Raw genomic sequence first — 24,819 nt, 5'->3', positions numbered from 1 at the left:
TTACAATCAAAGTGGAGGCGATGGACATGAACATGAAGGAATTGCTGCTGCAAAATTGGGATTATGCGATGGATCAGGAGGATTGGTATCCTCCGATTCTCCCCGCGCTGAAGGAGGTTACGCTTGAGCAGGCATGGTGGAAGCCGGAAGGGGAGGCAGCGAATTCCATCTGGGAGAACGTGCAGCATTTGCTGTATTACAAGCAGCGTCTGCTCGGAAGATTGGAAGGGAGACCGCTTCATAATGAAGGGATAGGAAACGACGAGACGTTTCTGATCCATGACACCAACGAGGAGGCCTGGGATACGGCCCGGAATCAGCTTCAGGAAGTTCATGCAACGTTAAGACAGAAGTTCGAGGCGATGACGGAAGCCGAGATCGAAGAATCGCCGCAGCGGATACTCAGCTTAATCATGCATGACGCATATCATACGGGGCAAATCGTTTTTATTCGGAAGCTTCAGGGCTCCTGGCCAGCTAGACGAAGCGAATTATAGGAGCGGATTCGACGGATGCAGTCCACCTATTACAATGCAAAAATAAGCCGGACAGAGCGTCCGGCTTATTGTCAACCTTATGGATCGATTGCAGGCCCTAGCGGGCATTCGAATTTTCTTCACCCGGGGAATTTCGGTAAAAGTACCAGCATTCGTTCAGCAGCTTGATCTGACGTCTGTCCTTCTTGCGGAAAGCGCGTGTCAACTGATTGCAGAGCCATTGCGGCAAGGGTATCTCCTCCTCTTGCTATTTCCATCTGTATGGATAGCATATGGGGAAAATGCCCAAAGCGTGCAGGTCTACCTCGATTATTGCGCTTCTTCCTCGTACCATTGCTCGAGCTGAGCTTGAAGGGCCCGAATTTCGGTAAGCAGCGAGATGAGCGGATATTCCTTTTCGTTCAGGGAAGCAAAGGCCTGCTCAAGCTCATTTATGTATTCAAGACCACCCTGAATGCTCAGCGATTCCTGCAGCAAATCCAAATGGTCGCATTCGGCTACGGCAAGAGGCAGCTGAGGTTTGCCTGCGGCGGTGAGTTTATCGATTTCCTTGTTCAGGCGTAAATTCAGGGCACTGAGCTGGTAAGCATAGTCACTGGGCATTTCGACAAAGAACAGCTCGTCCTGACCCTTTAAAATAACGTAGCGCATATTCGGCATGATTGCAGGTTCTCCCTCCATACTTTCTACTTGACAGTGTAGCCCAGAGAGAAGTTAAAATTCAAGTAGCATTTATCAGGGCAAAGGAAGGATCAGACATAGTGACAACGAACGAGATGAGTAATGAGGAGCTGCAGGCCTGGGTCGAGAAAATCTCGCTGGAGAGCTTTCGGGTTCCGTTCAGGCATCAAGCTACGTTTAACCGGCGATTGTCCTCGACCGGAGGACGCTATTTCATGAAAAGCCATCATATCGAGATCAATCCGCATCAGTTGGCCACGCACGGCAGGGAAGAGGTGGAGAAGATCATCAAGCATGAGCTGTGCCATTATCATCTGCACATTGCGGGCAGGGGATATCGCCATCGCGATGCCGATTTCAAGAAACTGCTGCTGGCCGTTGGAGGAAGCCGTTTCTGCAAATCGTTGCCGAAGGGCAAGGCGGCCGGCCGACGTCAACCGGAACCGTACCGATACATGCTTCGCTGCGGCGATTGCGGGACTGAATACCTGCGTAAACGGAAGATGGATCCGGCCCGGTATCGGTGCGGAAAGTGCGGCGGGCGTCTTACGCTTCTGAAGCTTGACTCCCCTAAGAAGTCATGATAAATTATTAGTATTCAACTTCACGTTCCCTGATAGCTCAGTTGGTAGAGCACTCGACTGTTAATCGAGTTGTCACAGGTTCGAGTCCTGTTCGGGGAGCCATATGGAGAGATACCCAAGTGGCTATAAGGGGACCCTCTGCTAAGGGGTTAGACTGCGTAAGCGGTGCGAGGGTTCGAATCCCTCTCTCTCCGTTGTATTACATCGAAGAAAGCTCCCATCACCAAGTGATCGGGAGTCTTTTTTTGCATAGGGATGAGAACCCTGGATAGGGTTCGTCGGAGCATAATCAGCGTTAGGGATACTTCGCAGTCTCGACCGGAGGGAGAGTATCCCTCTCTCTTCATTGAGCATTACATCGAAGAAAGCTCCCATCACCAAGTGATCGGGAGTTTTTTTGCATAGGGATGAGAACCCTGGATAGGGTTCGTCGGAGCATAATCAGCGTTAGGATACTTTGCAGTCTCGACCGAAGGGAGAGTATCCCTTTCTCTTTCGCTTTAGCATGAATGGGGGAATAGAGCTCAATGAAACAGATTATTGCAATGGGTGGCGGCGGTTTTTCGATGGAACCTGATAATTTGCTGCTGGATCGCTATGTTTTGGCACAAGTATCGAAAGAAATGCCTGAAGTGTGTTTTGTTCCGACGGCAAGCGGGGATGCGGATGGGTATGTTGAACGTTTCTATCATGCTTTCCGGACACTGCCGTGTATTCCCAGTCATCTGTCGCTGTTCCAGCCGAACTTTGCCGATCTTCGGTCTTTTGTACTCGAGAAGGATATCATTTATGTTGGAGGGGGCAATACCCGGAATATGCTGGTCTTGTGGAAGGAATGGGGCCTGGATCAGATACTCAAAGAGGCGTATGAACAGGGTGTCATTTTAACCGGGTTAAGCGCTGGCTCCATTTGCTGGTTTGAGCAAGGGGTGACGGACCCGTTGAACGGGCCTTTATACAAGCTTGAGGGTTTGGGTATATTACAAGGCAGTCATTGTCCGCATTTTGATGGAGAGAGCAAAAGAAGACCCGCCTATCACAAACTCGTGCTTCAAGGTGAAGCAAAAGCAGGATATGCTGCTGATGACGGGGTTGCATTGCATTTTATGGATGGACGGTTGCATCGAATCGTAAGCTCAAGGGAAAACGCACATGCATACCATGTGAAGCGTGAAGGAAATAGCGTTCAAGAAGGGAAGTTGACACCGGATTTTTTAGGCTGATTTAAGGGCCGAAAAAGCTAAATAAATAAATTTGAAAATTCGCGAAAAAAAAAGCTTGCCAGCATTTTTAAATTTATGCTATACTCAATCTTGTCGTCACGGCGACGTGGTTAAAGTGGCCCGTTGGTCAAGGGGTTAAGACACCTCCCTTTCACGGAGGTAACAGGGGTTCGAATCCCCTACGGGTCACCACTTTCTATATAACTTCGGGATGAGAAACTCGTCGGTTCGTCGGAGCATAAACATCGTTAGGATAAACTTCGCAGTCTCGAACGAAGTGAGAGTATCCCCTACGGGTCACCACTTTCTATATGGCAGCCGCACGATTGTCATCGAGAGCCATTAGCTCAGTTGGTAGAGCACCTGACTTTTAATCAGGGTGTCGAAGGTTCGAGTCCTTCATGGCTCACCATTTTTACTTAGTACGAAAAGATGTATCCCTTATATTATGCGGTAGTGGTGGAATGGCAGACACGCTATCTTGAGGGGGTAGTGGGTGTATACCCGTGGAGGTTCGAGTCCTCTCTACCGCATACCATGTTGAAGAAGAAGCTTCACGCATAGCGTGGAGTTTTTTTTATTATATATCAGGATTTTCATGGAGATTATTCAGATTTTAGATATTTTTCATTGCGCGTTTATGCAAAACCGGTGTTTCATCTCTAGTCAAGAGGTTAATATCATATCGTGGACGAGCAACAACTTCCAAATACCTATTAAGGAGTGATTCAGAATGGCTAATAACAATAATGGAAAGATGAGCCGTGAAGAAGCAGGACGTTTAGGTGGAGAAGCTACAGCGAACAACCATGATAAAGAGTTTTACCAAGAGATCGGACGGAAGGGCGGCGAAGCGACATCCCGCTCCCATGACAAAGAATTTTACCAGGAAATCGGCAAAAAGGGCGGAGACTCCACGTCAAACTCCCATGATAAGGAGTTTTATCAAGAGATCGGCCAGAAGGGCGGCGAAGCGACTTCCGACTCCCATGGCAGGGAGTTCTATGAGGAAATCGGCCGCAAAGGCGGCGAGGCTACCTCGGATTCCCATGGTCGCGAGTTCTACCAAGAAATTGGACAGCAGGGCGGCGAAGCCAGAAACAGTAGCGGCAGCAACGGGGATGGCAAGATGAGCCGTGAAGAAGCGGGCCGCAAAGGCGGCGAGGCTAGAGCCCGGCAGCGCCAACGGGGAAATTAATGAAAATTCAGCTGATGTGAGAAGAGACTCTCCTTGGAGGGGGCTGAAACTCTCTCATTCTAAAGATCCACCTTCAGGCACACTAGTAAATAGCAGCAGCCATGACTCCTTAAAGGGAGGCATGGCTGCTTTCTTTTTTTAGCCTGAGTATCATGGGGCATTATGGAAAAGACGAAGAACGTGCTGGACATTTGATACGGTGTATGATAATTATATGATAATGATAACCATTCTCATTTAAGGTTGGGGTCTGCAATGATGTTAAACCTATCCATGAATACCAGCAAGGAAGAGCTACGCGAATGCAGCGGGTTCATGGCCCGTTTATGGAATATGGACATTGTTCATGGGCAAGGGATGTCCTTGGAACAACAGTTGGCCGTGCAGCCGGCCTTGATCGTCCCGCTTAGTGGAGAGACCTGTTTGCAGCAGGCAGAGCAAGTGACACGCATGAATAAGGGGTGCGTTTATTTTTGCGCGGCTGGATCTACTTTCGGTATTACGAGCGGCGAGTACTGGAGTTCCGAGGAACAGGAACAGACAGCGGTTGCGATCCTTCATTTTGGCTTCTATGAAGGGATGTCCGGCTGCGGTCGGTTGCATGAAGTGGACGGCTCCGCATTCATGCCCTATGATGGCATCTTTGTCATCAGCTCTCCGGACCGCTTGAATCTCGTCTGCCGGGCGATGTATAAGGATTTTCACAGCAAGGAGCCCATGAAGCAGTGGAGGGCTCAGCTGGATTTTCAAGAGCTGCTGTACACGATGATGGCCGAATGCAGCCCATATGCCAAGAATGATAAACGGCAAGCGCTGGAGCGGGTGAAGGAGTATATCGAGGGGCATTACGATGAAGATTTAACGATCGAGCAGCTGGCGAATCTCTCCGAGCTGAGCCCCAAGTATTTTGTAGAGGTATATAAGAAGACCTATGGGCACAGCGCAATGGATTATTTGGCGAGCGTCCGTTTGAACAAGGCCAAACAATTGATGCTGGGTTCGGATTCCTTGCTGCGTGAGGTTGCCCATATGGTGGGGTATAAGGATGAATTTTATTTCAGCCGCAAGTTTAAGAAAGCTTTTGGGATCTCGCCCTCCGCCTATATGAAGACAAGGAAAAATAAACTGGCGATGTACGGCTCAACGAGCCTATTGGGTTACGCCATGCCGCTGGATTTCACGCCGTATGCGGCTCCGCTTCATCCGAAGTGGTCACAGCATTACTATAACAATCTCGGCCCGGATATTCCGGTCCATCTGGATGCATACCGCCAGAACCATAACAAATATGCGAATCTGGAAAGGCTGGCCACGGCACGTCCGGAGCTCATCGTGTGCGCGCAGGGGGTCGAGGAGTGGGAGAAGGAGCAGCTACGGCAGATCGCCCCTCTCTATGAAATGCCGGGAGAGCAGAAGGGATGGCGGTTCAATCTGCTCAGTCTCGCCAAAATGCTGGACAAGCTGCCTGAAGCAGAGCAGTGGATTGAAGCGTTTCATCACAAGATATCGGCTTACCGGGAGAAGCTCCCCTCTAGCAATAGGGAAGCCCGCACGCTTTTGACCGCGCGCCTGCATCAGGATGAACTTCGGGCATACAGCCATCCGGGCATGAAGGAAATACTATTCGATGATTTCGGTTTTCAGCCGGCCCTGCCTATGGATCAGCAGAATGAGGGGTGTTTAACGATGGAGCAGATCAGGGACAGCCGTGCAAACCATCTGCTTCTTCTGATCCGTCAAGATTCCGAAACGCTTGCCTATTGGAGAAGACTGCAGGCGACGCCGGAGTGGATGACCATCTCCGCGGTGAGGGAGGGAACGTTCCATCAATTATCCTCATATCCTTGGCGTGAGTATTCGCCCATTGCAATGGAGCAGATGGCGGAGGAGGCCTTCCGGTTGTTTTCCGGAAAATGTCCATGAGGAATCCGGTTATTTGTCCATGGTGCATAGAGAGCAAATCCGATAGTATGATCAATAATGATAATCATTATCAATTATTAAATGATCATGGATCATGGAAGGGGTAACTGGAGAGAGATGAAACGGATGAAAATGGTCTTGGGGTTATTGCTGGTATTTGCTTTGGTACTATCTGCTTGTGGCGGAGGTAACGAGGCTAAAGATACAGACGGAGCAAGCACGAGTAATGCAGGAAGCACGAACACCGCTGAGGAGAATAAAGCCTCGAACGAAGAAACACCCGCTGCGGGCGAAACCAAAGTTGTGAAATATCTTGATCAGGAATACACGCTTCCTGCCAAAACGGAGCGGATCGTTATAACGGGTGCCGTCGAAGCCATGGAGGACTCTATTGTACTGGAAGTGAATCCGGTCGGAGCGATCAGCTTCTCGGGCTCTTTCCCTCCATTGTTTGAGTCGATTACAAAGGATGCCCAGTCGGTAGGCGAGAAAACGGAGCCGAATTTCGAAACGATCCTCTCGCTGAAACCGGACGTGATTTTGGGATCTTCCAAGTTCAAGCCGGAGGTCGTGGAACAATTGAATAAAATTGCCCCGACGATACCTTATTCTCATGTATCCACCAACTGGGAGAGCAATTTGAGATTGCTGGGCGAGTTGAGCGGCAAGCAGGAACAGGCTGAGCAAGAGATCGCTAAATATAAAGAGGATCTGGAAGCAGCAAAGGCAACCATCGGAGACGGCCTGAAGGACAAGAAGGTTTTGGCGCTACGGGTTCGTGCGGGGGAGATGTACATTTACCCGGCTGGGGTATTCTTTAATCCGGTATTGTACGAGGATCTGGGAATCGCCGTACCGGCTGAGGTAGAAGCCGCGCAAGCGCAGGAGCTGGTCTCCAAAGAGAAAATGGCTGAGATGAATCCGGATTACGTGTTTGTCCAGTTCTCTCCGGACGAGAACAAGGATACGCCGAACGCACTGGAAGAGCTGCAGAATGATCCTATCATGAAAAACCTGAACGCGTTCAAGAACGGAACGGCTTTTGTCAACGTGGTTGACCCGCTTGCTCAAGGCGGTACCGCGTACAGTAAAATCGAGTTTCTGAAAGCTGCCGTCGAAAATCTTACGAAGTAATATCAAACATTTCAGTATAAACGTATAAGGCGTGTTGTTCATGGGGTTCAAAAAATCGCTGCCGGCTGTCATCCTTGTGATGGCCCCGGCAGTCTGCTTATTGCTCATAGCGGCCTCCATCCTGTATGGAGCCAAGAATATTTCGATGGATACCGTCTGGGATTCCATCTTTGCTTTTGACCCGGAGAGCATCGACCATCAGATCATTATGAGCTCCCGGCTGCCCAGAGTCGTCGGGGCTATGCTGATCGGGGCTTTTCTGGCGGTTTCGGGCGCTCTTATGCAGGGGATGACAAGAAACTATTTAGCCTCCCCCTCCATTATGGGGGTATCGGACGGTTCGGTGTTCGCTGTGACCTTGTTCATGGTATTCATTCCGAATGCCAGCTCCAATATGTACATTGTCAGTTCATTGGTAGGTTCCGCGATCGGTGCAGCCGTCGTGTTCGGATTAGCATGGCTTATTCCAGGGGGGCTCAGTCCGGTTCGGCTGGCTATACTCGGAACCGTGATCGGGACGTTTCTAAGCGGAACGGCCGAAGCTTTGGCAGCATATTTTCAGATTTCCCAAAGCATCAGTTTTTGGTACAATGCCCGGCTGCATGCCATGGATCCCGAGCTGATTAAGCTGAGCATTCCGTTTGCGATCGTCGGTTTGTGCCTCGCCGTGGTTTTGTCCAAATCGATCACGCTGCTCTCCCTCGGGGACGAGACGGCCAAGGGGCTTGGCGTCAAGACATGGCTGGTGAAAGGTCTCGCGATGCTGGCGGTTGTGATCCTGACGGGCGTATCGGTGGCGCTGGCAGGGAAGGTTGCCTTTGTAGGCTTGATTGTCCCTCATATTGCACGGTACTTATCGGGCTCCGATTACCGATGGATCGTACCGGTGTCGGGCGTGCTTGGCGGCATGTTCCTGGCGCTGTGCGACATTCTCGCCCGGTTCGTGAACAGCCCTTTCGAGACGCCGGTCGGTGTCATCACTTCGCTGATCGGCGTGCCGTTCTTCCTCTATCTGATCAAGACGAGGGGAGGGGCTCAGCGTGCGTAACACATCTTATCGGTTCCCGATAGTGCTGGCAGGCGGGATAGCGGTCGTATTGGCAGCCGTTTATTTCAGTCTGACCAACGGAACGTTTGACATGTCCATCAAGGAAGTATTCCAGACGCTGTTTCGGATGAAGCCCAATTCGGACTTTGATCTTGTCGTGTTTGAATTCAGGCTCCCCCGAATCGTGCTTGGCGCCCTTGTCGGGTTTGCGCTGGGTATGGCCGGTGCCGTCATCCAAGGGGTAACCCGCAACGGGCTTGCGGATCCGGGCATCCTCGGCATCAATGCAGGCGCCGGCATGGCGGTCGTATTGTTTATGTTCCTGCTGCAAGGGCAGATCACGATGACCGGCTGGCTCGGGGTGATGATGATGCCCATGTTCGGCATCGCGGGCGGTTTGGCAGCGACAACGGCCATATACATGTTTGCTAGAGAAAACGGAAAGCTGGATCCCCAACGGCTCATACTTGTGGGCATTGCGATCGCATCCGGCTTTGGAGCCGTTACCATGTATGTTTCGCTTAAAATGAACCCGAAAGATTATGAGATGGCGGTTGCCTGGCTCGCCGGCAGCCTTCATAGCGCCAACTGGAAGTTTGTGGTGACCATGCTGCCGTGGCTCGTTATTTTGCCGCCTGTCATCTGGCTTCGCTCTCAAGTGCTCGACTTGTTCCAGCTGAGCGAGGAAAGCGTGAAGAGCGTCGGGGTATCCGTCGAGCGCGAGAAGAATATATTGCTTCTGTGCAGCATCGGCCTGGTGAGCGCCAGCGTAGCCGTATCCGGCAGCATCGGGTTTGTCGGCCTGATTGCTCCGCATATGGCCAGGCAGCTTGTGGGACTGCGGCACAGGCATATCATCCCGATCAGCGGCATTGCGGGCATGGCGATTGTTGTCATAGGCGACTTCATCGGCAGGACGATATTCGCTCCGGCCGAGCTAGCTGCAGGCATTGTGGTATCCGTGATCGGGGTTCCGTATTTTATCTATCTATTAATTCGTATGAGAAAATAAAAGCAGCTTTCGGGAGGATCACATGAATCGTTACAAGCAGCTGGTAGTTGAGGGCAGAGAGCTTACACTGTATCTGCCTCCTTCCTATCTGGAGTCTGACCGTTCCTATCCTGTTGCCTATGTTCAAGATGAAGGAGATATGTTCATGGACTGCCTGAACTATTTGAATCATTTGTTTGCGGCAGGCCGGCTGGAAGAGATCATCCTGGTCGGAATCTCGACAACGAACCGGAATCGTGAATATACGCCTTGGCCGGCTGAGCCTTTGCTGGCGAGCAACCCTCCTTTCGGCGGGGAGGGGAGAGCTTATGTCGATGAGGTAGCGGATGTCATCAAAGCATACATAGACCATCAGTATCGAACGCTTCCAGCGCCTGAGCATACGGCCATCATCGGAGGTTCCTTTGGCGGATTGATCTCGATGTTCGCCGGATATTGGCGTCCCGATACCTTCGGACGAATCGGCATGCTGTCGGCTTCGTTATGGTACGAGGGGGTGATGGACTACATCCGGCAGCAGGGAATGTGGCCGGATGAGCAGCGGGTGTATATGTCCGTCGGGCAGCTTGAAGGGGCGTACAAGCAAAATGCGCAGAAAAACATGTTTGTGAACAACGTGGAGGCCCATCGGTTCTGGCTTGAGCAAGGGGTGAGCCCTGAGAGGCTGCAGCTGGCGGTAGATCCTGACGGAACCCATGATCCTATCTTTATGTCCAGAAGATTTCCGGATGCGCTGCGGTGGCTGTTCGTCGGGGAAGCAGAGGAGCAAGTTTCGGCGAAGGGGCGAGCTCAACATGAGGATCCGGATATTCAGGAAAAGCACGAATTGTATAATGACCAAGATAAACAAGATAAACAAGATAACCAAGTAAAGGCCCCATTGTTTTCCGTACCGGGAACCCTGACCTGGTCCATGCAGTCCGACGAGACGGGCCGCGAATACCGCATTTTCATCGCCGAACCGATGGGGCCGCCTCCTGAGGGAGGTTATCCCGTGTTATATTCATTGGATGCCAATGCCACCTTCGGCACGCTGGCCGAAGCCATCCGCCTGCAATCCCGTACGCCGCGGGGCATTCCCTCGGCGCTCATCGTCGGCATCGGCTTTGACAGCGACAGCCCCATCGTGAGCAGCGAGCGCTTCTATAACTTTACGGAATATGCCGATCCCGCTGAACTGCCTGTCCGGCCAAACGGCATGGATTGGCCGGAGACGGGCGGCGTGGAGGCGTTTCTTACCTTCATCGAGCAGCAGCTGAAGCCGGCCGTGGAGCGGCGGTATGCGGTGAACCGTTCGAAGCAGGCGCTGTTCGGACACTCGCTCGGTGGATTTTTCACCTTATATACCTTATTCACCAGACCGGAGGCCTTTTCGCGGTATATTGCGGCATGTCCCTCGGTATGGTGGAAGAACTACGCGCTGTACAAGCGATGGGAAGAGGGAGAAGCTCGTTTACGACAGAGCGGGGAGCGCAAGTCGCTCCGCTTGTACGTGGGGGCCGAGGAGAAGCCGTCCATGGTGAAGGACGCAAGGGAGCTCTATGCGTTTCTCAAAGGGCATGAAGAGGTGCTGGAGACGACGTTCGACGAAATTGAGGGTGAGGGGCATGTTTCGGTACTGCCGACCCTCATAAGCCCCCTGCTTCGTTTTGTAAACGCGTAATCAACCAAAGAATGACTCAATCATAAATAAGCAGCTTCGAATCCAGTGATCATCGGGATATCGAAGCTGCTTATTCTGTGTTGTATGCAGACGGGACGTTAATCGGGCAATTCCGGATCATCGAGGATGGAAGAATATTTCGGGTATAATCTGCGAATGCAATCCGGACAAATATCATGGGTAAACTCAATGGGGAGACGGCTCTCCAAATAGCTCTCCACAGGCTCCCATTCATCCGCATGGCGAACATATTTGCATACGGCACAGATTGGGATATGTCCTGGAAGAGGGAAGCTGTGAGCCAGCGCTTGTTCCAGCAGCAGTTCCTTGTGCTTGAACTTTGTAATATCCGTGAATGATATCATGGCTCCGTGGACGCGGCTGTCCTTGTTCATCATCAGCGGCAGCACCTCGCACAGAACCCAGTTCTGCCGTTCATTCCATTCCACGGCATATTCAAAAGAATAATCAGGCAGCTTACCCAGTATAACTTCCCTTACGGAGGGTATATCCAGCTCATGGGAAAAATGATCGAATACAGAACCAAGATGCTGGGAAGTCATATCAAAAAAAGATGCCCCATGCCACCTGAAGTCAGGCGGGACACCGTATCTTTCGGCCATGGTAATGAGCGGATCGTTGATTTTGTCTATGATGCCATCCGGAGTAATGACCATCAGCCCCTTATTCAAGGAGTGAACCGCATTATTCCAGGATGTGGTCATGGTATCGTAGGGCAAATTACTCGCTCCTCGTATGGAAATAGACTCATGAGTAAAAGATACGACGATCCATGAGTACTATGGTATAATTTAGGCAATATATATTGATTATACACGTAATTAAGTCATTGTGCAAGATAAAAATACGTACATAAGATATTTTCTTTCAAAGAGAAATAGGAAGGCGGTTGTTTGATGCAGTCTATTTACCAACGAATCGAACATCTCATAGAAAGCCGGGGTATGACCAAGAAGGCGTTTTGTGAAACCCTCGGGATCAGCACAGGAAATTTTGGTGACTGGAAGAGGGGAAAAACAACGCCGAGCACGAATAAATTGATTGAGATCGCAGCATTTTTTTCCGTCAGCCTAGATTGGCTCATTATTGGCAAGGGCAGTCCAACCAACCGTGTCAAGGAAGCCCGCGGGGAGTATGAAGTGGATCCGGAATCATTGGATCCTGCCTTAATGTCCGGTCTGGCTGAGCATGAGAAGGAGTTTATCCGCGAATACATCGAGTTTTCGGCCTATCGGAAGGATAAGCGGGGCGATAAGAGCTAGCTGATGCAAACGGCCAATTCTAAAGCCCAGATTTTGGCGCTTTACTTTTACCTAAAGGGGCAGTATAATAGGGAATGTTCGCTGCAGAACATCCCTTATACATGCGGTAGTGGTGGAATGGCAGACACGCTATCTTGAGGGGGTAGTGGGTGTATACCCGTGGAGGTTCGAGTCCTCTCTACCGCATACTTCATAAAGAAGTCGTTTATCAAATGGAAATCCCATTGATAAACGGCTTTTTTGTTATGTCCATCGCGTGCCGTGAAAATGCTGCAACTATGGCGAATTGCCGTGTTTATCGTTTCAATTTGCGCTGAAAGTTTAAAGAGTACATGTAGAGACCATAATAGGGCATGAAGGAGATGAACGAGCATGAAACCATTATACACAGCAGATGTCAAAGTCATTGGAGGGCGGGAAGGCTCCGTAGAATCTACCGATGGCGTTCTCAACCACAAATTAAGCATGCCGAAGGAGCTCGGAGGTCCGGGTGGAGACGGAACCAATCCGGAGCAGCTGTTCGCGGCCGGTTATGGGGCCTGCTATGAAAGCGCCCTGGCCAACATCGCCCGCAAGGAGGGCGTCGAGCTGAAGGATGTCGTGATCCACTCCCAGGTGTCGATCGGAAAAGACGAAGGCGCTGACGGCTTTAAGCTGGCAGTGAAGCTGAAGATCGAAATGCCGGGCATCGAACGAAGCCAGGCGGAGGATCTCGCGAAGAAAGCGCACGCGTTTTGCCCGTATTCCAAAGCAACCCGGGGCAACATCGACGTGGAGTTAAGCGTAAGCTGACGATGGAGGATTCGGATGGCTCTCTAAAATGGGGGTCATCCTTTTTTGTCGGCTAAAGACGCTCAATATGAAACTTTTTACATGATACGCCGTACTTCAGTTAAAGCTATGCTTGAAAGGGGCGCTTGGAATGCGAATAGAACAAATGATAGAGGAACGGTTTGTATGCAGCAAATGTGGAGGGAACCACTGCGAGACGAAAGAGGTCTCGATGTCGGGGGCAGGCTTGAGCAAAATGTTTGATATTCAGCACAATCATTTCCTATTTGTTTCCTGTACGAACTGCGGATATGTGGAAGTCTTCAACCCGGATATATTGGAAGGTAAAAAGAGGGGGCAGCTGGGCTCGATCCTGGATGTGTTCTTCGGTTGACATCACCCCTAAAATTCTTTAATATGACTAAGTACCAGAAAGTACAAACCAGTCATAAGGAATTTAAATAAAATAAACGGGTGATGAACATGCCATACAGACCGCAGATTGCAAATGTGACCACAGCTGGAAGCAATGAAAAGGAAGGGCTATACGAATTCATTATCCACACGGCTGACGGAACGGATATTCGCGTATTCTATAACCGCTTCCCGGAATGGAAACTGACTGCGCTTAGCCGACTTGGGAAAGTACCTTGCCCGGTTTGTCGTAAGGATTTCATATGCAAATGCATGGAGAAATTCTCGAACGAATTCGACCAGCAGATGAGAGACGGCGAGTGGCTGAACAAAGCTGCTGAGTAATAAACCAATAAGCGTACTTGATCAAGCGTAGGAGAGGGCTCCTGCGTTTTTTCTTTTTTTTATGGTGTGAAGGGAGCGAAGAAAATATGAAGGATCGTGCAACCGAAAATCATGAGGAATATGCAATTGTGCTGATTGATGGCGTGTGCCATTTGTGCCAGGGGCTGACTCAATTCATTATCAAGCGAGATCCCGCGGGTGTTTTCCGGTTCGCTTCGCTGCAATCCGATATCGGTCAGGAGCTGTTGAGGCAGGGAGGACTCGATGGAGATTCGCCGGAGACGATGGTGCTGATTGAACAGGGGAGATATTACACCAGATCGACGGGAGCTCTTCGGATTGCGCGGCGTCTTCGTTTTCCTTGGCCGCTGTCGTATGTCCTGATCCTGATTCCCCCTTTCTTACGGAACCTGGTGTACCGCTGGGTGGCGAAGAACCGTTACCGGTGGTTCGGGCAATCCAGTGAATGCATGGTCCCGACGCCGGACATTCGGCGCCGGTTTTTATCCTGATTCCGCGTGTTTTAATGATGATGCTCTGCCGTGCCTTCTTGGAATGTCGGAGTTCCCGCCTCCAGGTAGGCAAGCTCGGCCTCGGACAGTTTGCCGACGGCGAACGGTTTCTGGGGAATGATGATGGAGCCGTTGTTTCCGCTGTGCAGCTTGATGAAATACAGCCCCTCTTTATCGAAGGTTTTGGTCACCGTATACACGCCATCGCCCACCTCGACCGCATCCGTCATGGGATCCCGTAGGGAACCGTCATGGCTCCACAGCTCGTAGTGGACAAAATCCGCACCGGGCACTCTTTTTCCGTCTTGGGTAAGAATAATCTCGATGGTCTCCGGCTGTTGGACGGATAATGCATCCGGAATGTTCACCTCGGCCATCAACGGGATTTCTTTTTCATACCGGTCGGCTGCCTCGGGACTGGCCGAACAAGCGCTCAGCAGCAGAACCGATAGCAGTACGGTTATAATAATACGGCCTTTTACGATCATGAAACCGCCACCCCTTATTTATGATTGAGTCCTAAGCGAATCAGGCGTTCAGGAAAGCCTTGATCGCCGGTATCTTCCGCACAATGACAGAATCGATGATCCACACGATGATGAGAGACAAGCCCACAAGCGGGAACAGAATCCCCAAAGCGATAAGCAGCAGCAGGAACAGCCTCATGCTCTTGGCGCCTGCCTCGGGCGCTTTCGGAGCCCCCAGTCCGTGATCCGGTTTTCGTTTCCACCACAAGTACAAACCGCTTACCGCAATGAGAATGATGCCTAGGCATATCAGCAAACTGAAAATCTGGTTGACGATGCCGAATTGGGTTCCTTTGTGCAGCGTAATGCCCAGGGCAACGGCTTTGCCGACGAATCCGTAATGATCATAGCGATAATCCGCCAACACCGCGCCGCTGTACTGGTCGATATGCATGGTGGCTTCGTCCTGCGCTTTCGGCGGATAGGCCGACAACGTGTACACCCCGTCCGCTTGCTGCGGGATGCTGATGGTGTAACTCGGATGCATTCCCTCGCTTCGGGCTACGTACATGACATCTTCAATCGGAAGCGGCATAAAGTCGGAGATGGTGGAGTTGGGAACCTCCAGATTTTCGGCCGCCCAAGGCACCTCTGCCACTTCCTTCGTCTGTACCACATGGGAGGATGGCGCACTGCCCGACCAGATGGAAGGAGGATAGCCGGCACCGGTATTGGTTGCCACGGTTTGGAAATTGCTGCCCCACAGGCCTGACCAGGGTAATCCGGTCATGACGAGAAACAGCATGCCAGCCGCAATCCAGAATGCGGGAACGGCGTGCAGGTCCCGGCGAAGAATTTGCTTGCCCTTGCCGAGCCTCGGGTACATGATGCCTGCAAGGCTTCTTTTCTTTTTGCTTTTGTTTTTATTTTTCGGGAACCATAAAAACAAACCGGTGATGATGAGCACGATCGCCCAGCAGGCGGCAAGCTCCACGATCCGGTCCCCGATGGTCCCGACCATCAGCTCGCCGTGGAACTCCTCGATTTTGTCCATGATCCGGTCGTTGTCTTTCAGTTCGCCTATCTTTTCTCCCGTATAGGGGTCCATGAAGACGGTCATGGATTCGCTGCCCGAGGTCAGACTGATTTCCGTGGAACGGGAATCCGACTCGCCGGGGCGGTATTTCGTGATGGTAGCGTCAGGGTAGAGCTCTTTCACTTGTCCGACCAGCTTGCTGGGCGTTACCCGTTCGACCTGAGAGGTTACCGTGTAGTAGTCCCGATATAACGCTTGTTCAATCTGGGGCTTAAATAAGTAAACGGAGCCGGTTACAGCCAGGATGATCAGAAAAGGAGCGAAAATGATGCCGGCATAGAAATGCCATCTCCAGACGGTTTTGTACAATGCGGCAGAGCTTGGATTTGCTGGTTGATTTTCATTGGGTTTGGCTGCCGGCGTTTTCTTTTTCCCCATGGCTCGTGGCTCCTTTTCAAATACGGCTAAAATTTATATAAGATGAACATATGCGTTCATTTCATATATGCAATCAGGTTCATAGCTACTTAAGCGGTGCCCGGAAACCGGCTTGCTCGGCTTCTTCCTCGCTGCAGAACCACTGCTCCTGCTTCGTGCGCTCGTAGTACGGGGATTCGGGCGTATGATAGATTTTCTCGCCCTTGGAGTTGATGTTGCCTTTAATGTCGCAGGCTTGCTTGGACGGTTGTGGCTTCTCGGTTGGCGCTTGGGGTGGTGTAGTGTCATGGTTGTTGTTCTTATTCGTGTCGTCCTGTTCTTCCGGATGGAATCCGTCTTCCTGGGCGTAGTTCTCTACGCTCCATATGCCGAGCCCCTTGTCCCGGCTGATCCGCTGCAAATCATCAAATTTGTCCACATAGCGCGTGTTGGGCGGATAGATGTAGGCGACGCGGGCCAGTCCTTCTTCAAGCAGCGATTCCTGGACCATTTTCCCATCGGCATACACGTAAGCGAGCAGCCTGGAGTATTTATCCCGGTTCGGACCGATATCGAACTCCAATTCAAGCCGATCGGCTTGTTCCACGAGCTCCTTCGTAAAAGCCTTGGCCTCGGGCCCGAACGGCTGGACGCCCAGTTTCGGATGGCTTGTCTCGGGCGTGTCGACCAGAAGCATGCGAACATTCTCTTTTTTGCCTTCGAACATGACGCTGATGGTGTCGCCGTCAACGGCTTTGACCAATTCCACGGCAACCCGCGGCAGGTTCAGATCATCGGTGGGATAGGTCGTCTGCTTGGCATTCGTTGTGCCGGCGTCTGTCTTGGCTTCGGATGTACGGGTCGTTGCGGTTTCTTCGTTCGATGTCGCCGGGGACATCAGCGGCTGGCTGCAGCCGGATAATAACAGCAGGGCGGTTAGAAACGCGGCTAGTAAGCATTTGTTCATGGGCGTCACTCTCCAAGCTTGGAAGTATTGGTTTAGATGGTTTAGGAGTTTATATATGTTAATTCTATATAAGAAGTTTCTATATAGAGAACACTCGTTCTAAGCCTATATAGTAGGACATTTATCCTTGTTTTGACAATAGTGATTAAGGGCTATCTCTACATAAAAAATAAAATCTTGCCGTTCTCCTGCAACTGTGATATTCTAATGTCAAATTATAACAGACAACGGAAGCACCGTTCATTGTCCGCGATTTCGCGGCTTTGACGGTGTTTTTTTTGCGTTGTTACAGAAGAGAGGGATTGGCATGATGATACCGGCCCGACTTGTGCTGGCAGTGCAGGATTCCCGGTATGTCGAACCGCTGCTGAATTATGTGCATGGAAGCCCCTACGGATCGGCTCTGCAGGTGACCGCATTTACCCGCGTAGAATCATTCCTTCATTATATGGACTCGGGGGAGACGCCAAATTTGGTCGTGGGGGATACGGATATGCTGGAGAGCTGGCTCAGGCCGGGGGGAGGCATCGGTTCCATGGCTGCTCCTAAGCGAAGGCCATTCAGCGCTTTCTCTTATGGAGGGCTGCGACAGCACCCCCAAATACCAGCCGCTGCCTCAGCTGCTGGACATCATGGTAACCCGTTGCAAGCGAAGCGGGGGAACGCTGGAGAAATTGAATTCGGGATCAACATCGGTGATCGGCATCGTATCTTCCCTGGGCGGGAGCGGGAAATCAACGATTGCCATGAACATGGCGAAGCAGCTTGGCGTGCTCGGTTTGAGAGTTTTCTATCTCAATTTAGAGAGCGTGAACAGCAGTGCGTTGTTTCCGTCCGGATCCGTGGGCATGGAGGGGAGCTTTTCGCGATTACTGTATGACGTTAAGGCCTCCCAAGAATCGGCTTCCGAGACGGAGCTGTCAATAGCTCCCTATATCATCAGGCATCATGGCTTGAAGTGCGATTCCTTTGAGCCCAGCTACAACGTTAAGGAAATATCGGAAATGACCGTGGACGATACATCCCTGCTGTTGACCTCCCTGATCGAATGCCATCATTACGATGCCATTGTGGTGGATACCGAAGGGGATTCGGAGGAACGATTGCAGGCGGTTCTCGGACAGGCCGGACTGCTGATCTGGGTGCTGTTGGATGATTTGATCAGCATGCATAAAAGCGGCGTATGGCTGGATCAATTGGAGCTTAAGAATCCCGCCCTCTTTGGAAGCGTGAGGAAGCGGAGCCGCTTCATCGTCAACCGGTACACGGGTCAGCTTGTTAACGGGCTTCCCCGCAAGGATATGAGCATAGACGGGGTGCTGCCTTATATACCTTCATGGAAGCAGCTCCATCGGGAAGATCTGCTGTTGTCCTCGCCGATCTATCAAAGGGAGGTATTGAAGCTCTGCCAGCAGCTGCTGGAGGGCTCGGGTATCATACCGGTTCATGCGGGCGGTGGGAAGTGATGCCGGAGGATACGTTTAAATCGGTTCGGGATCAGGTTCGGTCCGAGCTTGATATGAGTGCGAGCGTTAACAACTCGGAATTGATGGCCCGCATCGAGGAAATGGTGTGGAGAAGACGCGAGCTCATGGAGCTGACCGCAGCCGAGAAGCGGAGGCTGGTGCGGAGAGTATTCGATTCTTTTCGCGGGCTGGATGTGCTTCAACCTCTGGTGGACAACCCCCGGATTACGGAAATTATGATAAACAGCCACGAGGATATATTCATTGAGCAGGACGGCGAGGTCAAGAAACTGCCGCTCCAATTCGAGTCCCAGAGCCGGCTGGAGGATATCATTCAGAGCATTGTGGGTACGGTAAACCGGGTGGTGAATGAATCGACGCCCATCGTTGACGCGAGATTGAAGGACGGCTCCCGGGTAAATATCGTGCTCCCGCCCATCGCGCTGAAAGGGCCAACCATGACGATCCGCAAGTTTCCGGAATCGCCGATGACGATGGATGACCTGGTTGGAAGGGGAGCCCTGACGGAGGAGGCGGCAGAGCAGCTTCGCATATTGGTTAAGGGCAAGTACAACATTTTTATAGGCGGCGGGACGGGGTCGGGGAAGACGACTTTCCTGAATGCGCTGTCCCAATATATTCCGCCTGATGAACGTGTCATTACGATCGAGGATTCGGCGGAGCTGAAGATCGTGACGGTCCCGAACCTCGTGTCGCTGGAGACCCGGAATGCCAACACGGAAGGCCGGGGGGAGATCGCGATGCGCGATCTGATCCGTTCCTCGCTTCGGATGCGTCCCAATCGGATCGTGGTGGGCGAGGTGCGGGGCAGCGAGGCGCTGGATATGCTGCAGGCCATGAATACCGGGCATGACGGAAGCTTGTCGACGGGGCATGCCAACAGCACGCAGGACATGATCAGCCGTTTGGAGACGATGGTACTGAGCGGTGCGGATCTTCCGATCAGCGTAGTCCGCCAGCAGATTAGCTCGGCGATTGATATATTTGTGCATTTATCCCGCTTAAGGGATCGCTCGCGACGCGTAACGGAGATTAGCGAAGTGATTGGAATGAGCAGCGGCGAGGTAGTGCTGAATCCGCTGTACCGGTTCCGTGAGACGGGCGAATCGGGCGGCCGGGTGATTGGGCGCCTGGAGCCTTGCGGCAACCCGCTCCAATCGGCGGACAAGCTTCATATGGCCGGGATTACGGCTTGGCCGCTGCAGAAGATGATGGAGGTGACCTAATGAAACGCTCCGGCAGTTCAGCCTGGATGTCCAAAGAGGGCCAAGGCGGCCAAGTGATCAAGAGGAGCAAGGCCTCCGGTAAGCCCGAGCATGCAGCAACGGCCCGAACCCATGCCCTTCCGGATTACAGTGTCTATCACCTGTCGATGATGCAGAGAACGGCATGTGTCATCCTTGGCGGCCTTTTGTTTTGCTTCATCGGCTATCTGTTTTATCACAATCTGATATTGTCGCTGTTGCCGGGAGCTGGAGGCCTGATGATCCCTAAATTGTGGCGGCAGTTTATGCTGGAACGCAGACGCAAGACGCTGAATCTTCACTTCAAGCAAGCTCTCTACTCCCTGTCCTCGTCCCTGTCGGCCGGCCGCTCCGTGGAGAACGGATTCAGGGATGCCGTTCAGGACTTGCTGCTGCTGGATCCCGGAGGAAGCAGCGATCTGATCTTCGAACTCAAAGTCATTGTGTCCCGTTTGGAGTACGGAGAGCCTATCGAAGCGGCACTGCAGGATTTTGCAAGAAGGGCGGGGATGGAGGATCTAACGAATTTTGCCGATGTCTTCTCGACTTGCAAACGCACAGGCGGCGATTTGGTCGAAGTCGTGCGCAGAACCTCCTCCGTCATCGGGGAGAAGCTGGATATTCAGCAGGAGATAGCCGTGATGATTGCACAGAAGCGGTTCGAATCCAAGGCGCTTCTAGCCGCCCCGTTCCTCCTGCTGCTGTTCATGAATATGACATCCCCCGATTATATGGAGCCCATGTACAGCGGATCGGGGATCATGATCTCTACTTTTGCACTGGCGGCTTTAGGAGGCTGTTTCTTATGGATCAACAAAATGATGAATATCAAGGTGTAAGGAGGTGAGGCGGGGATGCTGACATGGATGTCCGGCGCGCTGATGGTTCTGCTCGTGGGTGGTTGGGTGGTGCTGAATCAAACGTGCGGCGAACGATACCATCGTCTTGGAAGATTGTCCATGGATGGGCTCAGGCTTCAGCGGTTAGCGCCGCCTCTGTTGTTCCTGTTGGAGCGGGGGAAGGTTCCGATGCGCCTCCCGATTGTATTTTACCGGATGCAGGGCTCCGTTCAGAAGATCCATGGTCTGCGGCACAGCGCGGAAATGACGTTGTTATTTATGGCTGAGGCCCTTGCGTATACATGGCTTATTTTGATCGGCGGCTGCTTGTGGTCGTTGCTGTCCGGGGACGTAATCGGACTTCTGGCTGGATTCGCATTGGGGGCATTGCTGCCCGTCGCTTTGGTGAAGGACCTCCATAAAAAGGTCACGCTGCGTGAGCAGGATATCGTGATGGAGCTACCGGAGCTTCTGAACAAGATTGTGCTGCTTGTCGGCGCCGGCGAGACGGTGCAGCGTGCGATCATTCATTGCGTGGAACGGAACAAGGACACGAGCCATCCCCTGTATGCTGAGCTGAAGAGAATGGTGCTTGAATGGGAGGGAGGCCATCCGTTCCAGCAAGCCTTCGAGCAGTTCAATAAACGGTGCGGCGTTCAGGAAGTATCGATATTTACAACAACCGTCCTGCTTAATTTTCGACGCGGCGGGAATGACTTTGTCCTGGCACTGCGGGATTTGTCCCGCGTGCTGTGGGAGAAGCGCAAGGCCATTACAAGAACAAGGGGCGAGCAGGCCTCCTCAAAGCTGGTGCTGCCAATGGTGGTCATCTTCATGATCGTGATTGTTTTGCTCGGAGCGCCTGCATTTATGATGATGAACATGTAGAAGGGACCGGTGTACGAAATATGATATTAAACATGGCGAAGAACGGGATGAAAGCTTTTTGGAAGGATGAGAAAGGGATCGGAACGCTTGAGATGATCCTGATCCTCGTCGTTATTTTGATAATCGCGCTTATATTTAAAGATCAGATTACGGCCTTGGTGAACAACTTGTTTAAAAACGTGAACAACAAGAGTAAGGAGTTCCTTGAATAATCGGCTAAAGAGAAGATGGAAGGACGATACGGGGAGCTTCACCGTTGAAGCCTCCCTGGTTCTTCCCATCGTGCTGATGGTGACGGTTTTGCTTCTGTTCCTATGCTTGTATATCTATCAGCAGTCCATACTGGTCCAGGCGTCGGCCGCGGCTTCCGAAAGGACCGCGTATAGCTGGGACAACAGCCATAAGATCGCTGCCTCGGGATCCGTGGAACAGGGACGCCATGATGCGTTATATTGGCGGTTAACCGACGATAACGTTGTCGGAACCTTATTCGGTTTGGCGGGGGGAGACAGTACAAGGTCGATTGCACTGCCGCAAGGGGAGGCTGAGGGCGGAAAATTGCCCGAGCTTAAGATGTCCAAGGGCGGCACGGCCGTGCCTTCCAGCATGGCTGGGGAGATGCGTTATACGAATCAGCTGCTCATACGAAAAGTAACGACGTCGTTAAACGAGCAGGTCTCTCTGACGCCAATCAGCCGAATGATGGACGATGGCGGCCGGATCAAGGTCAACTCACAATCGATTGTGGTTGATCCCGTTGAATTTATCCGCACGGTGGATTTGATGCGATATTACGGATCGAAGTTTCAAGGCGGGAGAAACGGAACGGATAAGGCAGCCGCAGGTGAAGTTCTACAAAAGTTCGGAGGTTCGCGATAGTCATGACGAAGCATGGGAAAGCGAGGTCTAGTCGGAGAAGGAGAGAGGTCGGCCGATCGTCCGATGGATCTGTATCTGTTTTTTTGATTATCGCCCTGGCAGCCGTATTTATGTTTGTAGCCATATTCATTGATTTCTCGCGTATCGCGGCCATGAAGGCGCAAAGCGAGAGGCTGACAAGAGCAGCAGTACGCTCCGTGATGTCATCCTACGATCCGCAGCTGCAGAAGGAATACGGACTGTATGCCCATGGGGGCACCAGTGGGGATCTCATTATGGGCAACGTGCTGAATGACAGCTTGAAACCGGGAGACCGCAGCGACGCGTTCCGGTTAATGGCGATGGAACTCGATAGCTCGGGCCTTGAATTTCAGCGTCCATTGGGCACTTATGACATCTTCAACCGGCAGATCATCGAGGACATGAAGTATAAAGCGCCCATCGATTTCACTTTGGAATTAGTGGGTAAGTTCAAACCTTTATCACGGTCCATGAAGGAAGCTTCCAATACGGTCGATGTGCTTAAGAAGCTGCGCAAGCTGTATGACAAGCGGGAAGCGGCGCTGGATGAGATGCTGGCAAAGCAGCGCAAGGCAGGTGAGCATGCGATCCAGCTATCGAGACTGGTTATGGATCCGCCTGGACAACCGATCAATGATACTTCGCTTGGGGGCAGCATCCAAACGGCTGCCGACGGGGCATCGCAGTATGAGGATTATAAAGATAAACAACAGGAGGACGCGGACAGGCCTCCCAAGGAGAAACAGTATACGCTTTTGCTCGTGGCTTACAGGAGCGGAGTGTCTTCCATCGGCTCGAAGATATCGAGAGAGGACGGGCGGTTTCAGCGAGAGAATGACAAGCTCCTAGCGGATGCGCAGCAATTATGGGAGGAAGCCAGGAATTTGAACGAGGAGATGAAGCAGGTCATCAAGGAATCCGAGAACCGTTCATCTAATGTGGGGTATGACCAAGTGACGAATGACGTAACGCCGGGGTCTGCTGCTTCCTCCGGATCGGAAGCGGAGATGATCCAATCCATTCGGAAGCAAGCGGACAAATTAATTCATAGCGATGACTTCTTAAACGGCTTTCGGCAAGAAATTGACAACCAGAAGCGTCGATATCAACAGGTTGTCCGAGCTGTGGCCGCGCTACAGTCTTCATTGGGCGGAGAGGGGATGAAAGGAGCCGTACTCGGAGCTAGCCGCGAATTGCAGAATTATATTTCTAATTATGGGGTATCAGGCAGCGGAAATATCATGGATCGGCAGCAGGCGGCATTGGAGCAGTTTCGCACATCGGATAAGGAACGGAAGGCGATGGAGAAGCTGGCCAATCAGAAGCTGAAGCAGGCATCCAAAGCCATCGAGGCGATCAACGGGCTGAATGGGCAGCATCAAGCCATTATGGATGAGTTTCGTGAACTCCAGCAGTACTATGACGAAAGCCTTCAATTTAATGCGGAAGCAGACAGCGTGAGTAAGGGAAAGCCGCTGGACGACGATCCGTATGATGCCGGCAAACAAGCAATGGATAATATGGACGGTATGTTTGGATTTATGGGGAACGTGCTTGGCGGTGTTAGGGATGAACTGTTTCAGAATGAGTACGCCGTTCATTATTATCAGCATTTCGATGTCGGGAACTTATCCGGAATCGTTGACGGCTCCAGCACGGGAGAGGAGATGCTGCAGGAGTTTGCTATTGGGAACCAGGAAGTGGAATACATTCTGTACGGATTTCACAATCCCGCCGGGAATATATCGGCGGCTTATGCAGAAATCTTCGCTTCCAGGCTCGCGATTCGGACGATGGAAGGATTCGTCGTCAACAGCAAATTAGGAAATCCGTTGGCGGTTTTGGCGGCAGCCATCCTGTATGGGATTGAGAAGGCTATCGAGGATATGATCCAGCTGTGTCAGAAGGGAAGCGTTCAGCTTTCCAAGTATGTACCCGCTGAGCTTACCTACAGGGATCATTTACGAATATTTTTGTTTATTCACAGCAATAACGAGAAGAAGTTATCACGCATGCTGGCGCTGATACGATTAAACACCGGCATCAATCCTGCGGAGCGATTTACTTATGCTACAGGGGAAGTTAGGACGGCCATGCGTTTATGGTTTCTTCCGGGAGTGACGAAGTCGATCGGCGTTGTATTCGGAAGCGATGGGGATGAAGTTCAAGGAAGTCGGTACTTGGTCAAGCGCAAGGCGGATTTTTCCTATTAGGATTAGGGGTTACTTGAATGAAATGTTTATCGGTATTACGAAAGCCTTTGCGTAAGAGTAAGGCGTCGGCGGA

The 24,819-nt window shown here is 51.7% G+C and carries 27 protein-coding genes and 6 tRNA genes; 27 read left to right on the top strand and 6 right to left on the bottom strand.

All coding sequences use genetic code 11. The annotated features are described in order from the left end of the window. Positions 1-26: 26 nt before the first annotated feature. Complete coding sequence (locus HMPREF9412_RS24285; protein WP_009594432.1) at positions 27-497, top strand: DinB family protein; 471 nt, start codon at positions 27-29, stop codon at positions 495-497. 97 nt (positions 498-594) lie between these two features. Here HMPREF9412_RS24285 and cmpA read toward each other — a convergent pair whose 3' ends face one another. After that, a complete protein-coding gene (cmpA, locus tag HMPREF9412_RS32215) occupies positions 595-726 on the bottom strand; it encodes a cortex morphogenetic protein CmpA (protein WP_015737250.1) in 132 nt (43 codons plus the stop codon). 80 nt (positions 727-806) lie between these two features. Beyond that, positions 807-1,157, bottom strand: coding sequence for a hypothetical protein (locus HMPREF9412_RS24280; protein ID WP_009594449.1), 351 nt, complete (start codon positions 1,155-1,157; stop codon positions 807-809). Between the two features lie 116 nt (positions 1,158-1,273). Between HMPREF9412_RS24280 and HMPREF9412_RS24275 the strand changes: the two genes are divergently transcribed. From HMPREF9412_RS24275 to HMPREF9412_RS24215, 13 genes are all read left to right on the top strand, one after another. Further along, entirely contained in the window at positions 1,274-1,762 is a 489-nt protein-coding gene (locus HMPREF9412_RS24275; RefSeq protein ID WP_175320799.1) for a SprT family protein, read from the top strand. A 26-nt stretch (positions 1,763-1,788) separates the two neighbouring features. After that, positions 1,789-1,864 (top strand) — tRNA-Asn (locus tag HMPREF9412_RS24270). Between the two features lie 3 nt (positions 1,865-1,867). Continuing rightward, positions 1,868-1,956 (top strand) — tRNA-Ser (locus HMPREF9412_RS24265). Between the two features lie 333 nt (positions 1,957-2,289). Continuing rightward, positions 2,290-2,985 (top strand): peptidase E, encoded by a 696-nt coding sequence (locus tag HMPREF9412_RS24260; RefSeq protein WP_009594421.1) that lies wholly within the window; start codon positions 2,290-2,292, stop codon positions 2,983-2,985. A 117-nt stretch (positions 2,986-3,102) separates the two neighbouring features. Further along, positions 3,103-3,177 (top strand) — tRNA-Glu (locus tag HMPREF9412_RS24255). Between the two features lie 144 nt (positions 3,178-3,321). Further along, a tRNA-Lys gene (locus tag HMPREF9412_RS24250) sits at positions 3,322-3,397 on the top strand. Between the two features lie 38 nt (positions 3,398-3,435). After that, positions 3,436-3,518 (top strand) — tRNA-Leu (locus HMPREF9412_RS24245). A gap of 200 nt (positions 3,519-3,718) precedes the next feature. Next, positions 3,719-4,183: a KGG domain-containing protein gene (locus HMPREF9412_RS24240; RefSeq protein WP_009594406.1), complete on the top strand. Its 465-nt coding sequence runs from the start codon at positions 3,719-3,721 to the stop codon at positions 4,181-4,183. Positions 4,184-4,438: 255 nt separating this feature from the next. Further along, entirely contained in the window at positions 4,439-6,106 is a 1,668-nt protein-coding gene (locus tag HMPREF9412_RS24235) for an AraC family transcriptional regulator (RefSeq protein ID WP_009594417.1), read from the top strand. A gap of 117 nt (positions 6,107-6,223) precedes the next feature. Further along, a complete protein-coding gene (locus HMPREF9412_RS24230; protein WP_009594408.1) occupies positions 6,224-7,240 on the top strand; it encodes an ABC transporter substrate-binding protein in 1,017 nt (338 codons plus the stop codon). Between the two features lie 40 nt (positions 7,241-7,280). After that, positions 7,281-8,288: a FecCD family ABC transporter permease gene (locus HMPREF9412_RS24225; RefSeq protein ID WP_009594414.1), complete on the top strand. Its 1,008-nt coding sequence runs from the start codon at positions 7,281-7,283 to the stop codon at positions 8,286-8,288. Beyond that, positions 8,281-9,300 (top strand): FecCD family ABC transporter permease, encoded by a 1,020-nt coding sequence (locus HMPREF9412_RS24220; protein ID WP_009594423.1) that lies wholly within the window; start codon positions 8,281-8,283, stop codon positions 9,298-9,300. The genes HMPREF9412_RS24225 and HMPREF9412_RS24220 overlap by 8 nt, the downstream gene beginning before the upstream one ends. Before the next feature lie 22 nt (positions 9,301-9,322). After that, complete coding sequence (locus tag HMPREF9412_RS24215; protein WP_009594413.1) at positions 9,323-10,963, top strand: alpha/beta hydrolase; 1,641 nt, start codon at positions 9,323-9,325, stop codon at positions 10,961-10,963. 98 nt (positions 10,964-11,061) lie between these two features. Here the strand turns inward: HMPREF9412_RS24215 and HMPREF9412_RS24210 are convergent, their stop codons facing one another. Further along, positions 11,062-11,703 carry a PAS domain-containing protein gene (locus HMPREF9412_RS24210; protein WP_009594409.1) on the bottom strand — a complete coding sequence of 214 codons (642 nt, stop codon included), beginning with the start codon at positions 11,701-11,703 and terminating at the stop codon, positions 11,062-11,064. A gap of 177 nt (positions 11,704-11,880) precedes the next feature. Here HMPREF9412_RS24210 and HMPREF9412_RS24205 point away from each other — a divergent pair, with 177 nt between their 5' ends. From HMPREF9412_RS24205 to HMPREF9412_RS24180, 6 genes are all read left to right on the top strand, one after another. Further along, positions 11,881-12,246: a helix-turn-helix domain-containing protein gene (locus HMPREF9412_RS24205; RefSeq protein ID WP_036673429.1), complete on the top strand. Its 366-nt coding sequence runs from the start codon at positions 11,881-11,883 to the stop codon at positions 12,244-12,246. A 103-nt stretch (positions 12,247-12,349) separates the two neighbouring features. Then, positions 12,350-12,432: transfer RNA gene (locus HMPREF9412_RS24200), tRNA-Leu, on the top strand. A 186-nt stretch (positions 12,433-12,618) separates the two neighbouring features. After that, entirely contained in the window at positions 12,619-13,038 is a 420-nt protein-coding gene (locus HMPREF9412_RS24195) for an organic hydroperoxide resistance protein (RefSeq protein WP_009594448.1), read from the top strand. A gap of 130 nt (positions 13,039-13,168) precedes the next feature. Then, the gene (locus tag HMPREF9412_RS24190) at positions 13,169-13,411 is read left to right on the top strand and encodes a zinc ribbon domain-containing protein (protein WP_036673425.1); all 243 of its coding nucleotides are present in this window, start codon (positions 13,169-13,171) and stop codon (positions 13,409-13,411) included. Between the two features lie 89 nt (positions 13,412-13,500). Beyond that, positions 13,501-13,776, top strand: coding sequence for a hypothetical protein (locus HMPREF9412_RS24185; protein WP_009594434.1), 276 nt, complete (start codon positions 13,501-13,503; stop codon positions 13,774-13,776). An 86-nt stretch (positions 13,777-13,862) separates the two neighbouring features. Next, positions 13,863-14,288 (top strand): thiol-disulfide oxidoreductase DCC family protein, encoded by a 426-nt coding sequence (locus tag HMPREF9412_RS24180; RefSeq protein WP_009594418.1) that lies wholly within the window; start codon positions 13,863-13,865, stop codon positions 14,286-14,288. Positions 14,289-14,299: 11 nt separating this feature from the next. Here HMPREF9412_RS24180 and HMPREF9412_RS24175 read toward each other — a convergent pair whose 3' ends face one another. From HMPREF9412_RS24175 to HMPREF9412_RS24165, 3 genes are all read right to left on the bottom strand, one after another. Next, the gene (locus HMPREF9412_RS24175; protein WP_009594424.1) at positions 14,300-14,776 is read right to left on the bottom strand and encodes a FixH family protein; all 477 of its coding nucleotides are present in this window, start codon (positions 14,774-14,776) and stop codon (positions 14,300-14,302) included. 40 nt (positions 14,777-14,816) lie between these two features. Continuing rightward, entirely contained in the window at positions 14,817-16,229 is a 1,413-nt protein-coding gene (locus tag HMPREF9412_RS24170; protein WP_009594410.1) for a PepSY-associated TM helix domain-containing protein, read from the bottom strand. 85 nt (positions 16,230-16,314) lie between these two features. Then, a complete protein-coding gene (locus HMPREF9412_RS24165) occupies positions 16,315-17,175 on the bottom strand; it encodes a thermonuclease family protein (RefSeq protein ID WP_009594454.1) in 861 nt (286 codons plus the stop codon). 575 nt (positions 17,176-17,750) lie between these two features. Here HMPREF9412_RS24165 and HMPREF9412_RS24160 point away from each other — a divergent pair. The 7 genes from HMPREF9412_RS24160 to HMPREF9412_RS24130 are packed head-to-tail and all read left to right on the top strand — an operon-like array spanning position 17,751 to position 24,746. Then, positions 17,751-18,641 carry a hypothetical protein gene (locus HMPREF9412_RS24160; protein ID WP_009594446.1) on the top strand — a complete coding sequence of 297 codons (891 nt, stop codon included), beginning with the start codon at positions 17,751-17,753 and terminating at the stop codon, positions 18,639-18,641. After that, complete coding sequence (locus HMPREF9412_RS24155; RefSeq protein ID WP_036673422.1) at positions 18,641-19,888, top strand: CpaF family protein; 1,248 nt, start codon at positions 18,641-18,643, stop codon at positions 19,886-19,888. The genes HMPREF9412_RS24160 and HMPREF9412_RS24155 overlap by 1 nt, the downstream gene beginning before the upstream one ends. Further along, the gene (locus tag HMPREF9412_RS24150; RefSeq protein ID WP_009594442.1) at positions 19,888-20,745 is read left to right on the top strand and encodes a type II secretion system F family protein; all 858 of its coding nucleotides are present in this window, start codon (positions 19,888-19,890) and stop codon (positions 20,743-20,745) included. The genes HMPREF9412_RS24155 and HMPREF9412_RS24150 overlap by 1 nt, the downstream gene beginning before the upstream one ends. A 15-nt stretch (positions 20,746-20,760) precedes the next feature. Further along, positions 20,761-21,633, top strand: coding sequence for a type II secretion system F family protein (locus tag HMPREF9412_RS24145; RefSeq protein WP_009594436.1), 873 nt, complete (start codon positions 20,761-20,763; stop codon positions 21,631-21,633). A 20-nt stretch (positions 21,634-21,653) separates the two neighbouring features. Further along, positions 21,654-21,845, top strand: coding sequence for a Flp1 family type IVb pilin (locus HMPREF9412_RS24140; protein WP_009594415.1), 192 nt, complete (start codon positions 21,654-21,656; stop codon positions 21,843-21,845). After that, positions 21,838-22,512: a TadE family protein gene (locus HMPREF9412_RS24135; protein WP_009594431.1), complete on the top strand. Its 675-nt coding sequence runs from the start codon at positions 21,838-21,840 to the stop codon at positions 22,510-22,512. The genes HMPREF9412_RS24140 and HMPREF9412_RS24135 overlap by 8 nt, the downstream gene beginning before the upstream one ends. A 2-nt stretch (positions 22,513-22,514) precedes the next feature. After that, a complete protein-coding gene (locus HMPREF9412_RS24130; RefSeq protein WP_036673420.1) occupies positions 22,515-24,746 on the top strand; it encodes a TadE/TadG family type IV pilus assembly protein in 2,232 nt (743 codons plus the stop codon). Positions 24,747-24,819 lie beyond the last annotated feature (73 nt).

The organism is Paenibacillus sp. HGF5, from assembly GCF_000204455.1.
GTDB lineage: Bacteria > Bacillota > Bacilli > Paenibacillales > Paenibacillaceae > Paenibacillus_AQ > Paenibacillus_AQ lautus_A.
The sequence above is the reverse complement of the archived record's forward strand: the minus strand, read 5'-3'. Positions and strand labels throughout refer to the sequence as shown.

Bases quoted from the DNA above. Each gene is read 5' to 3' on its own strand.
- HMPREF9412_RS24285 (WP_009594432.1), top strand. From the start codon at position 27: ATGAACATGAAGGAATTGCTGCTGCAAAATTGGGATTATGCGATGGAT.
- HMPREF9412_RS24280 (WP_009594449.1), bottom strand. From the start codon at position 1,157: ATGCCGAATATGCGCTACGTTATTTTAAAGGGTCAGGACGAGCTGTTC.
- HMPREF9412_RS24275 (WP_175320799.1), top strand. From the start codon at position 1,274: ATGAGTAATGAGGAGCTGCAGGCCTGGGTCGAGAAAATCTCGCTGGAG.
- HMPREF9412_RS24260 (WP_009594421.1), top strand. From the start codon at position 2,290: ATGAAACAGATTATTGCAATGGGTGGCGGCGGTTTTTCGATGGAACCT.
- HMPREF9412_RS24240 (WP_009594406.1), top strand. From the start codon at position 3,719: ATGGCTAATAACAATAATGGAAAGATGAGCCGTGAAGAAGCAGGACGT.
- HMPREF9412_RS24235 (WP_009594417.1), top strand. From the start codon at position 4,439: ATGATGTTAAACCTATCCATGAATACCAGCAAGGAAGAGCTACGCGAA.
- HMPREF9412_RS24230 (WP_009594408.1), top strand. From the start codon at position 6,224: ATGAAACGGATGAAAATGGTCTTGGGGTTATTGCTGGTATTTGCTTTG.
- HMPREF9412_RS24225 (WP_009594414.1), top strand. From the start codon at position 7,281: ATGGGGTTCAAAAAATCGCTGCCGGCTGTCATCCTTGTGATGGCCCCG.
- HMPREF9412_RS24215 (WP_009594413.1), top strand. From the start codon at position 9,323: ATGAATCGTTACAAGCAGCTGGTAGTTGAGGGCAGAGAGCTTACACTG.
- HMPREF9412_RS24205 (WP_036673429.1), top strand. From the start codon at position 11,881: ATGCAGTCTATTTACCAACGAATCGAACATCTCATAGAAAGCCGGGGT.
- HMPREF9412_RS24195 (WP_009594448.1), top strand. From the start codon at position 12,619: ATGAAACCATTATACACAGCAGATGTCAAAGTCATTGGAGGGCGGGAA.
- HMPREF9412_RS24190 (WP_036673425.1), top strand. From the start codon at position 13,169: ATGCGAATAGAACAAATGATAGAGGAACGGTTTGTATGCAGCAAATGT.
- HMPREF9412_RS24185 (WP_009594434.1), top strand. From the start codon at position 13,501: ATGCCATACAGACCGCAGATTGCAAATGTGACCACAGCTGGAAGCAAT.
- HMPREF9412_RS24180 (WP_009594418.1), top strand. From the start codon at position 13,863: ATGAAGGATCGTGCAACCGAAAATCATGAGGAATATGCAATTGTGCTG.
- HMPREF9412_RS24175 (WP_009594424.1), bottom strand. From the start codon at position 14,776: ATGATCGTAAAAGGCCGTATTATTATAACCGTACTGCTATCGGTTCTG.
- HMPREF9412_RS24170 (WP_009594410.1), bottom strand. From the start codon at position 16,229: ATGGGGAAAAAGAAAACGCCGGCAGCCAAACCCAATGAAAATCAACCA.
- HMPREF9412_RS24165 (WP_009594454.1), bottom strand. From the start codon at position 17,175: ATGAACAAATGCTTACTAGCCGCGTTTCTAACCGCCCTGCTGTTATTA.
- HMPREF9412_RS24160 (WP_009594446.1), top strand. From the start codon at position 17,751: ATGGAGGGCTGCGACAGCACCCCCAAATACCAGCCGCTGCCTCAGCTG.
- HMPREF9412_RS24155 (WP_036673422.1), top strand. From the start codon at position 18,641: ATGCCGGAGGATACGTTTAAATCGGTTCGGGATCAGGTTCGGTCCGAG.
- HMPREF9412_RS24150 (WP_009594442.1), top strand. From the start codon at position 19,888: ATGAAACGCTCCGGCAGTTCAGCCTGGATGTCCAAAGAGGGCCAAGGC.
- HMPREF9412_RS24145 (WP_009594436.1), top strand. From the start codon at position 20,761: ATGCTGACATGGATGTCCGGCGCGCTGATGGTTCTGCTCGTGGGTGGT.
- HMPREF9412_RS24140 (WP_009594415.1), top strand. From the start codon at position 21,654: ATGATATTAAACATGGCGAAGAACGGGATGAAAGCTTTTTGGAAGGAT.
- HMPREF9412_RS24130 (WP_036673420.1), top strand. From the start codon at position 22,515: ATGACGAAGCATGGGAAAGCGAGGTCTAGTCGGAGAAGGAGAGAGGTC.